This window comes from Terriglobales bacterium, from assembly GCA_035543055.1.
GTDB lineage: Bacteria > Acidobacteriota > Terriglobia > Terriglobales > Acidobacteriaceae > JAIQFD01.
On sequence record DATKKJ010000247.1, the window covers coordinates 1 to 12,319 of the forward strand.

Consider the following 12,319-nt stretch of genomic DNA (forward strand, 5'->3'; position numbering starts at 1 on the left):
AATAAAAAGTCGACGGTCCCTTCGCTGCGCTCAGGGCAGGCTAATAACGGTCGTCGGCAGGAACCAGTCGCAAGTCGCAAGTCGGGAGTCGCAAGTCGCAAGCTATTCGAAAGGCAATCGTTACGATCATGAGAAAGAGAAAGGTCCCAAAAGCCCGGCCCTATAGGGGACCGCGAAATCCGAGGGAAAAAGGCGATTGGGTGGAGATGATGTTCATGGCCAAGGCGAGCGGCCTGGGCTTCACCATCTGCCGCCCGTACGGCGTCCGATTCTTCGATTTCGTGGTATGTCCCAGAAAGGGCCCCATCAGCCGGGTGCAAGTCAAATCAGCCTGGAGCATTCAGAAGCGGATGTACCGCTTCAAGGCGTGCGGCGGCGGGCGGCGCCGCTATCGGCGGGGCGAGGTCGATTTCATCGTCGCTTACGTGGTCCCGGAAGATGTCTGGTACGTCATCCCGCTGTCGGCGATCCGCTTGGAGATGGGTTACGTGGCGCCCCATGTGCCCGGCAGCCGGGCTCGGTTCGAGAAGTTTCGCGAAGCCTGGGGCTTGCTGCGGGGTGAAGGGCCGGCGTACGGCATCAAGATACAGGCCTGCGCGGAGGGCAGCCGTCAGCCATCAGCCATCAGCCGTCAGGAAGAACCGACCGCAGGGGCCGCGGAGAGCGCAGAGGAGATTCATTTCCCGCAGATGGATGCGGAGCGATTTGGATGCTGCTTCTTTGAGCAGACGTTGGGGGTGTGAATCACGGCGGTCCCGGCGCTCGCGGTGGAACAAAGCCAGCGCTGCCCGACGCCTCGGCATCTCCTACAAGACGCTCTTGAACAAAATGCACGCGTACGGGCTAGACTAGGGATTTCGGGCAGTTTCGACCGCTCTTCAATCGCAAATCACAAATCGCAAATCACAAATGAAGCGATCCACGCCTACGGTCTGGACTGGCTCCCGACTCCCGACTCCTGACTCCCGACTCCTGACTCCTTCCCACTGCTATACTGTTTCGCTTTCTGCACGCGATTCCTGCTTTCCTCCTGGGTTCCCGGGAGTCCAAGTCTCCCGGAGGAGTGTGAGGTGCTATGAGAAGGTCCCTGCTCGCCATCCTGGTCCCCGTGCTGCTGTGCGGGCTCTCGCCCGCCCAGCAGAAAGCGCAACCCAGAAGGGCGCCCGGCCGGCCCGCGAGGGGGCCCGCCCGTCCTGCGCCCTCGTCATTCAACGTGCCCGTCGAGTACTACAAGCTCCCCAACGGCCTGCGCGTGGTGCTCTCCCCTGACCACACCGCGCCCACCGTCACCGTCGCCGTGTACTACCACATCGGCTTCCGCATCGAGCCCCGCGACCGCACCGGCTTCGCCCACCTCTTCGAGCACATGATGTTCCAGGGGTCGGAGAACCTGGGGAAGATGGAGTTCATCAAGCTGGTGCAACAGAACGGCGGCGTGCTCAATGGTTCGACGAGATTTGATTTCACCAACTACTTCGAGATCGTGCCCGCGAACAAGCTGGAGACGGTGCTATGGGCCGAGGCCGACCGCATGCACGGCCTGGCGGTGAACGAAGACAACCTGAAGAACCAGCAGGGCGTGGTGGGCAACGAGGTGAAGGTGAACGTGCTGAACCGGCCCTACGGCGGCTTCCCCTGGCTGGACATGCCGCAGTACGCCAACAGCAACTGGTACAACGCGCACAACTTCTACGGCGACCTGCACGACATCGAGGCCGCCACCCTGGGCGACGTCAAGAAGTTCTTCGAAGAGTACTACGCGCCCGACAACGCGGCCCTGGCCATCGTGGGCGACTTCGAGCCCGCCCAGGCCAAGGAATTCGTGAAGAAGTATTTCGGGCCCATCGCGGCGAGCAAGCGGCCGCCGCTGCCCGACCTGAGCGAGCCGCGCCAGGAGAAGGAGAAGAAAGCCGCCAAGGTGGACCCGCAGGCCAAGCGCCCGGCGGTGGCCTTCGCCTACCACATGCCCAAGCGCAACTCTCCCGAGTATTACGCTATGGGGCTGCTGGACCAGATCCTGCTGCAGGGTGACGACAGCCTGCTGCATCTGGAGCTGGTGAAGCGGCGGGGCTACACCGCCGAGGTCGAGGGCGGCATCAACCTGCTGGGCAACATGTTCAACTACGATGGCCCCATGCTGTGGATGGCCGACTGCTACCACGACCAGAACGTCTCCAGCGAGCAGATCATGCGGGCGGTGGACGGCATCATCGACATGGTGCGCACCACGCCGGTGGACCCGGGGACCTACAACCGCGCCCTGGTGAAGCTGCGCTCCGACCTGTACGGCAACATGGAGAGCCTGTTCGGCTTCGGGCGCGCCGACCTGCTGGCCAGCTTCGCACTCTTCGACGACAACCCGGCGCGCATCAACAGCCTGGAAGCGGAGTTCCGCAAGGTGACGCCCGAACTGATCCAGAAGACGGCCAACGAGTACCTGCGTCCCACGAATCGCACGGTGCTGTCCATCGAGCTCAAGCCGCCGGAGAAGCAAGAGAAGCCGGGCGGAGAGAAGCCGAGCGGAGGCGAACAATGAAAACCCTCATGAGATGGGTCCTGGCAGTGCTGGTGCTCACGCTCGCCGGCAGCGGCCTGGCGCCGGCCGAGAAGCAGAAGGCGCCGGCGGGCGGGCCGCCCAAGGGCTTCAAGGTGCCGCCGCACACCGATTTCACCCTGCCCAACGGGCTGAAGGTGACGCTGGTGCCCTACGGCAACGTGCCCAAGGTGACGGTGGACATCGTCGTGCGCAGCGGCAACCTGAACGAAGGCGCCGACCAGGTCTGGCTGGCCGACATCACCGGCCAACTGATGAAGGAAGGCACGGCGACGCACACCGGCGAGGAGATCGCGCGCGGGGCTGCGGCCATGGGCGGGGCCATCAACATCACGGTGGGGCCGGACCAGACGCGCATCCAGAGCGACGCCCTCTCCGAGTACGGACCCTCGATGGTGGCGCTGCTGGCCGACGTCACCCAGCACGCGTCGCTGCCCTTGTCGCAGCTGGACCGGCTGAAGAAGGACGCCATCCGGCGCGCGACCATCGAGCTCACTCAGCCGGGCAACATCGCCCGCCAGCACTTCCTCAAGCTGCTCTACCCTGACCATCCCTACGGCCGGATGTATCCCACGGAGGCGATGGTCCGGAAGTACAGCATCCAGGACGTGCGCACGTTTTACGTTCGGAACTTCGGGGCGGCCCGCACCCACGTGTACGTGGCCGGCAAGTTCGATGCGGTGGCGATGCGCCGGACGGTGACCGCCGCCTTCGGCAGGTGGCAGCGGGGCCCGGAGCCGCTGCTCAACGTCCCCACGCCGGCCGCGGGGCGCGCCTTCGACCTTACCGACAAGCCGGGCGCGGCCCAGAGCACCATCCTGCTCGGCCTGCCGGTGCTCGACCCCAGCAACCCGGACTACGTCCCCTTCCTGGTGATGGACAGCCTGCTGGGTGGCTCGTTCGGCTCGCGCATCACCTCCAACATCCGGGAGAACAAGGGCTACACCTACTCGCCGTTCAGCCAGGTGTCCACGCGCTACCGCGACGCCTACTGGGCGGAGCAGGCCGACGTCACCACCGCGGTCACCGGGCCCTCGTTCAAGGAGATCTTCTACGAGGTGGAACGGCTGCAGAAAGAGCCGCCGGACGCCGCCGAGCTGAAGGGCATCCAGGAGTACCTGAGCGGGCTGTTCGTGCTGCGCAACTCCAACCGGCAGGGGATCATCAACCAGCTCAACTTCGTGGAGCTGCACGGGCTGGGCGACCCGTACCTGCAGAACTTCGTGCAGAAGGTGAACGCCGTGAGCCCGCAACAGGTCTCGGAGCTGGCCAAGAAGTACCTTGTGCGCGAGCAGATGAAGATCGTGGTGGTGGGGGACAAGGAAAAGATCGCCGACCAGGTCAAGCCGTACGAGACGGTGGCGGCGAAGCAGTAGCTGGTAGCTAGTAGTTGGTAGTTAGGGGGCACAGGGATGTGCCCCTTTTATGCGGATCCTCGAGCGACAGCCGGGGGCGGCTGTCCCACACAATCAGATCTGCCCGCGCGAGGGCGCGCGGGCTACTTTATGCGGATTCACGAAGAGCAGCCGGGGCGGCTGTCCCACACAAGAAGAAGCAGGTCCCTCACGGCTGAAGCCGTTCGGGATGACAGCATTGAAAAAAGTAAGAAATCTGCTTTCCTCGCGCGCTTTGCCCGTAGGCCGCTAAGTGTCCTGAAGGAAAAGCTCAACACAAAGGACACAAAGGTCAGCACGAAGGGACACGAAGCGAAAGAGAGTGAGACGCCTGACGGGCGTCTCTACAGAGATTCCTCAGCGTCCTCCGTGTCCTCTGTGGTTAAGAAGTGGATTTCGCGCGCAGGGCGGCGATCTGCTTCATGTGGTGATGGGTGTGGACGTAATGGAACTTGCGCCACTCGCTGACGGTGAAAGGGCCGAGAACGGGGTGGTCGGCCACTTTCACTTGCGCGCCGAACTGGCGCTCGATGTCGGCCAGTACGCCATCCATGGCCACCAGGTGCTCACGGATGCTGCGGGCGACCTGCTCGGGAGGGGCGCCTTTGGGCAGGGTGAATTTGGGCGCGGGGCGTCCGGTGGGGAAATACTGAAGGCCGGTGACCACGCGGGTGCCCAGCCACTGCTTAAAGGTGGCGCGGCCGGCGGAGGGCTGGCCGGCGGCGATGACCTTGCGCAGCGCCGCCGCGGTGGTTTCGAAGGCGATGGAGAGGTGCTCCAGGACCTGGCAGGCGGACCACTTCCCTTCCGCCGGCTGCCAGGACATCTGCTGGGGAGAGAGGCCGGTGGTGGCGGAATCGATCTCGTGGAGGGCGCGTTGGAGCCAGATATCCATGCAGGTTTCGATGGTGTCCAATAGAATGTCTCACGCATTATACGGACGGACGATATGAGAAAGCTTGCACTCCTGTTGCTGGTGGCGGCGCTGGCGGGATGCTCGTCGGAACCAACCAAGACGGCCGAAGGGCCGAAGCCGGCGGCGGCGCAGAAACCGGCGGTCAAGCCGCCGGAGTTCCAGACCGGGCGCACGGCGTTCTACGAGATGTACCGGGCGGCGCGGCAGTGGGCGCCGGACGTGAAGGCGTTCCGCCTGCAATCGTCGCCGACCAAGGAGGCGCCGGGGACCGACGGCAAGGCCGAGGTGTGGCTGGGCTGGTTCGCGTCGGCGGCGAAGCGGGAGGTCAAGCCCTACACCTGGTCGGGGGGGACGGGAGAGAACCTGCCGGAGCGCGGGGTGAGCTTCGGTCCGGTGGACAGCTTCAATCCCAGCAACGCCTCGACCCAGCCGTTCGACGCCGGCTTCCTGAAGTCCGACAGCGACGAGGCCTACAAGGCGGCGCAGGCGAAGGGTGGCGAGGCCCTGCTCAAGAAGAACCCGGGCCTGCCCATCATCTACACGCTGGACTGGGACGCGAAGTCGAACGAGCTGATCTGGCACGTCAGTTACGGAGAGACGCCGCAGGACTACAAGCTGAAGATCGCGGTGAACGCCTCTACGGGCGGGTTTCTGAAGAAGGAGAAGTGACCCGGCCCTGCTGCACCTGGGGGGCGAGGCGGCGCACTTCGCGCTGGGCGGCGGAGGCGAAGGGGCCGTCGGGATCGAGCTTCAAGTAAGTCTGATAGTTCTGGTAGGCGGCGGCGAACTCGCCGAGGGCCTGCAAGGCCTGGGCGAGGCGGAAGAGGGCGCGGGCGTTGTCGGGGGCGACGCCGGCCACATCGCAGAAGCGCGCGACCGCGTCGGGATAATTCTTCTGGGCCAGGAGCCTCTCGCCGGCATCGAGACCGCGCGCCACTTCCATCCGCTTCAGGTTTTCGGTATTGGGCAGGCGCTGCAGCGCGGCGCGGGCATCCGCGATCTGCGCGCCGTTGGGAAACTGGCGCACGTACTCGCGGTAATAGAGGGCGGCTCGCTCGGGTCTCTTGTCCTTCTCATAGGTGTCGGCCAGCTTGAAGGTGACGGAGGCCGAAGCCGGACCGAGCTCGAGGGCCTCCTGATAACGGTTGATGGCCGCCTTGTAGTTGCCGCGCTTGTAGTAGAAGTCGCCGACCTCGACGTCCTTCTCCGCCTTGTGGGGGTCGTAGGGCCGCATCTCGATGACGTCGGAATCGCCGGCGGAAGCCGACGGCGGAGGCGGGTTGTAGGGCTGCTTGCTCGAACTGTAACCGCCCTGAGCGGATTCCTGAGCGCGCCGGGATTGCTCCTCCGGAAAAGCCAGCGGGTCGGACGGCTTGCTGGAACTTTCGCCGGGTGAAGACTGCTGGGTCTTCTCCTGCGGCGCCGATTTGTCGGCGGGCGGCTTCTTGTCCTTGTCCTTCGATTCCGGAGCGCCGGGAGTATTGGCGGGAGGCTGCCCCTGGTCGCCCCAGCAAGTGTTCACCAGCACGTTGGCGCAGCCCTCGGAGAACTGGTCTTTGAGGCGCTGCCCGAGGCTCTTCTTCTCATTCTGCTCGGGGGTGTCGTAGGGATCGGGGCGCGTGGTGCGCGGCAGGTTGGCGCAGCCCGGGGTGGGGGCCTGGGTCCAGGCCAATGTGGAAACCAGCAGGAGCAGAGCTGCTGAGCGGCGGAGCATTCCGTCTATTGTAGACCGCACAGAAATGCAAATGTTGCGCTGGTCACGAGAAAAGCAGGTCCCTCACGCCTGAAGGCGTTCGGGATGACACTGGAATTCGGGATGACCCTGGAAAAAGAAGCGGCCGTTCCGCTGGTGGACGGAACGGCCGGGGCAGGCCCTCGGGGGAGGGAGGACAAACCCTAACGTTGCGGACTGATGGCGGCACTGGCCGCCGGGGCGTTGGAAGCCTGGGCGGGAGAAGAGTCGGTGCTGTTGGTCATGAGGCGGACATCGACGCGACGGTTGCGGGCGCGGCCGGCGGAGGTGCTGTTAGAGGCCACCTCCTTGTCCTTCCCCAATCCGATGACGTAGATCTTGTGCGCCGGGACGCTGTACTTCGAGGCCAGGTACTGGATGACCGCCGAGGCGCGGCGCTCGCTGAGCTGGTAGTTGTACTGGGGGTCGCCGACCGAATCGGTGCCCCCCTCGACCACGATGATGTAGTGGCGGGCATTGGGGAGCTCGGCGCCAAGCTCGTCGAGGGCCTTGCGGGCCTTGGGCGTGAGGTCAGCCTTGTCAAAGCCGAAGTGGACCGAGGTCTCGACGACGGAGTGGTAATTGTCCAGATTGGCGACCTGGGTGGCAAGAGAGTTGGCCCGTCCGGAAGCCTGGTTGGCCAGGTTCTGGGCCTCGTCGGCGGTCTGGCGGGCGCTGGCGGCCTTCTGGTCAGCGGCCTGGGCGCGCTGGTTCACGTCCTTGATGCCCAACTGGGCACGAGCGTCCACGTCCCGGATGGCGTTGGTGTTGTTGCGGGTCATCTCATCCAGTTCGTTGGTCTTGTTGATGACCGGGGTGACTTCGTTGCGCACGTACTTTTTGCTGGCACAGCCCACGCTGAGGAGCATGGTGGAGGCGGCGAGAACGGCTACAAAAGCGCGGTTCATGGGGGAAACTCCTTGAAACCCAGTGGGACGGGAAGGAAACACCCGTCACTCGACCGCATCAAGAGCACGCGTGGTGCCAACCTCTGATCCCGTGGAGCGCTATAAGCCTCTCAATATCAATTGCTTGTAGTGGGGAACTTTGGCGCGGGGGAGCGCCATCGGGCAAATGCGGCAGGGGCAGTAGAATTTTTACCGGGCGGTGGCTGATAGCATGGAAGTCACTAGCTGCGGGACCTGGGGAAGTTTGACGCTGCACGCGAGATCCTTCGCAGCTGAGGCTGCTCAGGATGACGCCGGTTTATGGATTTGAGGGAAAAAATCCGGGAGCTGCCGACCCAGCCCGGCGTGTACCTGTACAAGAACGCCGAGGGAGAGGTGATCTACGTCGGCAAGGCCAAGAACCTGCGGGCGCGGGTAAGGTCCTACTTTCTGGAGGGAGCGGCCGAAGACGCCAAGACCGGCTCCTTGCTGCGGGAGGCGGTGGACGTCGAGTACATCGTCGTGGACAACGACAAGGAAGCGCTGGCGCTCGAGAACAACCTGATCAAGCAGAAGAAACCGCGCTTCAACATCCTGCTGCGCGACGACAAGACCTACCCTTACATCAAGCTGACGATGGGCGAGCGCTACCCCCGGGTGTACGTCACCCGCAGGCTGCGCAAAGACGGCAGCGTGTACTACGGTCCGTACTTCCCCGGGAACCTGGCATGGCGGCTGGCGGACGTGATCCACCGCAACTTCCTGGTGCCGTCGTGCACCGTGGACCTGACGCGCTACCACCAGCGTCCGTGCCTGCAGTATTACATCAAGCGCTGCCTGGGGCCGTGCGTCGAGGGGCTGACCACGCCGGAGGAGTACGGGGAGGCGGTGCGCGACGTGCGCCTGTTCCTCGAGGGGCACCACGAGATGCTGGCGGATTCGCTGCGCGCGCGGATGGACGAGGCGGCGGTGAACCAGGAGTACGAGCGGGCGGCGAAGTATCGCGACCTGATCTCCACGGTGGAGCAGCTGGGGGCGCGGCAAAGGATCGCGGCGGCGGAGGGCGACGATGCCGACGTGTTCGGATATCACTACGAGAACAAGATGCTGGCGGTGAATGCGTTCCACATGCGCGGCGGGAAGATCGTGGACCGCAGGGAGTTCTTCTGGGAGGACTTACCGGAGATGGGCCCGCGCGGGGGTGCGCGGGCTACTTTGTCTGATTTTGAGCCAGGCGAGTTCTTCTCGGCGCTGGTGAAGCAGGTGTACCTGGACCAGCAGTATGTGCCCCGGCACATCTATCTGCCGGTGGAGTTTGACGACCGGGCGACGCTGGAAGAGGTGCTGACGGAGAAACGGAGGACGAAGGTCGAGGTCGTCATCCCGCAGCGCGGAGAGAAGCGTTCGCTGGTGGACCTGGCCGGGCAGAACGCCAAGCAATCCTACGAGCAGCGCTTCCGGGTGATGAAGCCGGCGCTGAAGGCCATCCAGGAGGCGCTGCAGGACGCGCTCATCCTGCCGGAGCTGCCCAAACGCATCGAGTGCTTCGACATCTCCCACATCCAGGGGGCGGAGACAGTGGCCTCGATGGTGGTGTGGGAAGAGGGGAAGATGAAGAAGTCCGATTACCGCAAGTTCATCATCCGCACGGTGGACGGCGTGGACGACTTCGCCTCGATGCGCGAGGTGGTGGGCCGTCGCTACAAGCGGGTGCAGGCGGACGAGCAGAAGATGCCGAGCCTGGTGCTGATCGACGGCGGGATCGGGCAGCTGCACGCGGCGGCGGCGGCGCTGGAGGAGCTAGGAATCATCAACCAGCCGCTGGCGTCGATCGCCAAGCGCGAGGAGATCATCTACGTGCACGGGCAGGAGAACGAGCCGGTGGCGCTGGACCATCACTCGCCGGTGCTGCACCTGGTGCAGATGATCCGCGACGAGTCGCACCGCTTCGCGGTGACGTTCCACCGCAAGCGGCGGGAGATGCGGGACCGCAGCAGCGAGCTGTTGGAGATTCCGGGGATAGGAGCACGCACTTCGAAGCGCCTGCTGCAGCACTTCGGGAGCCTGCGGGCGATCCAGCAGGCGGACGCAGCGGCGCTGTCAGCGGTGGTGAACAGCAAGCAGGCGGAGGCGATACTGGCCCACTTCAGGAGTCAGGAGTCGGGAGTCAGGAGTCAGTAGTACGTTTCACGTTTCACGTTTCGCGTCCACGTCTGGGCGGCGGTGCTATTGCTGGCTGCGCTTCTCGCGGATGTCCAGTTCCTCGATCAGGTACATCTTCACGTTGGCGGGCAGGCGGGAGTGCTTGAGGATGTCGCGGAGGGTCTGGGTGGAGAACGCCTGGACGAAGGCCAGCACCCGGGCCAGAGGAGTGTGCTCGCTCTTGAGCAGGGCCAACTGGACCTCGCGGCGCAATGACCACTTGGAGTGACGGCAGGTCTGTTCGATAAAGTGGGCGGGGGCTTCCTCGCGTCCCAGGGCCTGCACCACGCTGGCCTCGGTCATGCGCGGGTTGAGCAGCGCGGCCTCCACGATGCGGGCCTCCGGATCGCAAAGCAAAGCTTGAGCCACACGGTTGGAGCCCTGCTTGGCCAGGGCGAGGCGTTCGCCGGCGGAGATGGTCTCCAGGCGCAGCACGATCTGGTCTTCGGCGGCGCGCTTAATGTCGGGGGCGACCGCGGGCGTCAGCGCCACCTGCATCAATTCGAAGACGTACAGCGTGCGCACCATCGGCAAGGAGACGTGCCGCGGGGTACGGGGATGGCCGACGATGGCGGTGATCACCTTGCGATGCTTCATCACGCCGGGGTTCTTGACCAGCGTTTCGACCACGGCTGCGTTCAGGTCGCGGCGGGCCAAGAGACCCAAGGTCAGATCTTCGTTCATGCCGGGGTGAGCGGCGGCCTCGCGCAGGACGTCGGTGGACTGGCTTTGCAAGAGGGTCTCGAGGCGAGCCAGCTCGGCGGGCGCCACCCTGGCCACCCGTGGAGCGGTTCCGGGACCGGACTTGGGATGCTCGCGCATGTCAGCCGAAGATGCTGGAAGGGCGGGAGGCACGGCGGGCCAGGGCAAGCGCGCCTTCAACCGGTTCCCGCTCGCACAGGGAGACGCGTACGTGGGGCCGGCGGCTGCGAACCACGTCGGTGAAGGCCTCGCGAACCAGGGCGGAATTGCGAAAGACGCCGCCGCACATGGCCACTTCGACGGAAGCCTTTTCGGAAGGCCAAAGGCGGCGGAGGACGATGTGGCAGATCTCGGCCAGTTCGCCGGCGGCGCGCAGCAGGATGCCGCGGGCCAGATCGTCGCCCTTGGCGGCGTGCTCGGCGACATGAGGGAAGAGGGCGGCGAAATCGGGCGGGGGCTGGGAGCCGACGAAACGAATGACGTCCTCGTAGGTCCCCAGGTGCCAGGTGTTCATGATGGCGGGCAGGAAGCTGGTGCTCTCGCCGGCGTCGTGGGCCCGCAGAGCCAGGGCGACGGCCGCGCGCCCGATCCATTCCCCGGAACCCTCGTCGGAAACCACCGGTCCCCAGCCGCCGGCACGGACCGTCTGGCCGCGCTCATTGCGGCCGTAGGCGATGGAGCCGGTGCCGGCGATGACGATGGCGCCGGAATCCCGGGGAAACGCGGCTTCGAGAGCGATGGCGACGTCGGTGGCGATCTCCACTTCCCCGCCGACGAGGGAGGCGAGGAGGCGGCGGGCGTCTTCGGCATTCCTGGGATCGGCCGCGCCCGATAAGCCGTAACAGGTGCGAGCGAGTTGCGAGGGAGCGATGCCGGCGCCGGAGCAAGCCTGCTCGATGGCGGCACGCAGGTTCTGGCGGGCGTCGTCCTCGCTGACCCGGGAGCGCTTGGCGGTGCCGGAGAGTCCGCGCCCGAGCGCCCGATACTCGTCGGCTACCACGCACTCGGTCTTGGTACCCCCTCCGTCAATGCCGAGGAAGTAGGCCATTGGGTGTTTTCTATCACAGGTGTGGGAGAATCCGTTTCACGTTTCACGTTTCGCGTTTCGCGTGGGAGGACGGGATCCACCGACTGGACACCATAGACCTGCTGATCGTCGGGGCGTACCTGGCGGGGATCACGCTGTTCGGGCTGCGCTACCGGAGGTCGCAGCGCAGCCTGCGGGATTATTTCCTGGCCGACCGCAACGTGCCCTGGTGGGCGATCGCGCTGAGTATCGTGGCGGCCGAGACCTCCACGCTGACCATCATCAGCATCCCCGGCCTGGCCTTCACCTCGGACCTGGGATTCCTGCAGGTGGTGTTCGGCTACCTGCTGGCGCGGGTGATCATCAGCCTGATCTTCCTGCCGCAATACTTCCGCGGGGAGATGTTCACCGCCTACCAGCTGATCGGGCGGCGATTCGGGGAGCGGCTGCGGTCGCTTACCGCAGGTCTGTTCCTGGTGACGCGGGCGGCGGCGGAGGGAGTGCGGGTGTTCGCGGTCTCCATCGTGGTGGGGATCGCCATCGGCGCCGGCGACGTGGCGTCGATCGCCATCATCACCGCGCTGACCATGCTCTACACCTTCGAGGGCGGGCTGGTGGCGGTGATCTGGACCGACGTGGCGCAACTGGCGATCTATATCGCGGGGACGCTGGTCGGGTTCTACACCATCGTGCACCTGCTGCCGGCGCCGTGGGCGGAGGTGCAGCGGAGCCTGGCGGCGGCCGGAAAGCTGCGCATCTTCGACTTCAGTCCCGACTTCTTCCGGACGTACACGTTCTGGTCGGGGATCGTGGGCGGGACGTTCCTGACCACCGCCAGCCACGGCACCGACCAGCTCATGGTGCAGCGGCTGCTCGCGGCGAAGAACGAGCGGCAGTCAAAGGCG

At 65.1% G+C, this 12,319-nt stretch carries 11 protein-coding genes; 6 read left to right on the plus strand and 5 right to left on the minus strand.

What is annotated here, in order from left to right; genetic code table 11:
* Positions 1 to 128: 128 nt before the first annotated feature.
* From VMS96_15600 to VMS96_15610, 3 genes are all read left to right on the plus strand, one after another.
* Positions 129 to 743 (plus strand): group I intron-associated PD-(D/E)XK endonuclease, encoded by a 615-nt coding sequence (locus VMS96_15600; GenBank protein HVP44850.1) that lies wholly within the window; start codon positions 129 to 131, stop codon positions 741 to 743.
* A gap of 332 nt (positions 744 to 1,075) precedes the next feature.
* Positions 1,076 to 2,536, plus strand: coding sequence for a pitrilysin family protein (locus tag VMS96_15605; protein ID HVP44851.1), 1,461 nt, complete (start codon positions 1,076 to 1,078; stop codon positions 2,534 to 2,536).
* 8 nt (positions 2,537 to 2,544) lie between these two features.
* Positions 2,545 to 3,930, plus strand: a complete 1,386-nt coding sequence (locus VMS96_15610) for a pitrilysin family protein (protein ID HVP44852.1) — start codon at positions 2,545 to 2,547, stop codon at positions 3,928 to 3,930.
* Positions 3,931 to 4,330: 400 nt separating this feature from the next.
* Here VMS96_15610 and VMS96_15615 read toward each other — a convergent pair whose 3' ends face one another.
* On the minus strand, positions 4,331 to 4,843 hold the full coding sequence (locus VMS96_15615; GenBank protein HVP44853.1) for a DinB family protein: 513 nt from the start codon (positions 4,841 to 4,843) through the stop codon (positions 4,331 to 4,333).
* A 54-nt stretch (positions 4,844 to 4,897) separates the two neighbouring features.
* On the opposite strand from VMS96_15615, the gene VMS96_15620 reads away from it, so the two are divergent.
* Positions 4,898 to 5,533 carry a hypothetical protein gene (locus tag VMS96_15620; GenBank protein HVP44854.1) on the plus strand — a complete coding sequence of 212 codons (636 nt, stop codon included), beginning with the start codon at positions 4,898 to 4,900 and terminating at the stop codon, positions 5,531 to 5,533.
* Here the strand turns inward: VMS96_15620 and VMS96_15625 are convergent.
* Positions 5,502 to 6,578: a tetratricopeptide repeat protein gene (locus VMS96_15625; GenBank protein ID HVP44855.1), complete on the minus strand. Its 1,077-nt coding sequence runs from the start codon at positions 6,576 to 6,578 to the stop codon at positions 5,502 to 5,504. The two genes, VMS96_15620 and VMS96_15625, sit on opposite strands and share 32 nt — an antisense overlap.
* Before the next feature lie 182 nt (positions 6,579 to 6,760).
* Positions 6,761 to 7,504, minus strand: a complete 744-nt coding sequence (locus VMS96_15630) for an OmpA family protein (GenBank protein HVP44856.1) — start codon at positions 7,502 to 7,504, stop codon at positions 6,761 to 6,763.
* 300 nt (positions 7,505 to 7,804) lie between these two features.
* Here VMS96_15630 and uvrC point away from each other — a divergent pair, with 300 nt between their 5' ends.
* Complete coding sequence (gene uvrC, locus VMS96_15635) at positions 7,805 to 9,664, plus strand: excinuclease ABC subunit UvrC (protein ID HVP44857.1); 1,860 nt, start codon at positions 7,805 to 7,807, stop codon at positions 9,662 to 9,664.
* A gap of 45 nt (positions 9,665 to 9,709) precedes the next feature.
* On the opposite strand, the gene VMS96_15640 is transcribed toward uvrC, so the two are convergent.
* Together VMS96_15640 and VMS96_15645 are read right to left on the minus strand one after the other, a co-directional pair.
* Entirely contained in the window at positions 9,710 to 10,507 is a 798-nt protein-coding gene (locus VMS96_15640; GenBank protein HVP44858.1) for a hypothetical protein, read from the minus strand.
* Position 10,508: 1 nt separating this feature from the next.
* Positions 10,509 to 11,435, minus strand: coding sequence for a BadF/BadG/BcrA/BcrD ATPase family protein (locus tag VMS96_15645; GenBank protein ID HVP44859.1), 927 nt, complete (start codon positions 11,433 to 11,435; stop codon positions 10,509 to 10,511).
* On the opposite strand from VMS96_15645, the gene VMS96_15650 reads away from it, so the two are divergent.
* A partial coding sequence (locus VMS96_15650; GenBank protein HVP44860.1) for a hypothetical protein occupies positions 11,435 to 12,319 on the plus strand: 885 nt, incomplete at its 3' end. The two genes, VMS96_15645 and VMS96_15650, sit on opposite strands and share 1 nt — an antisense overlap.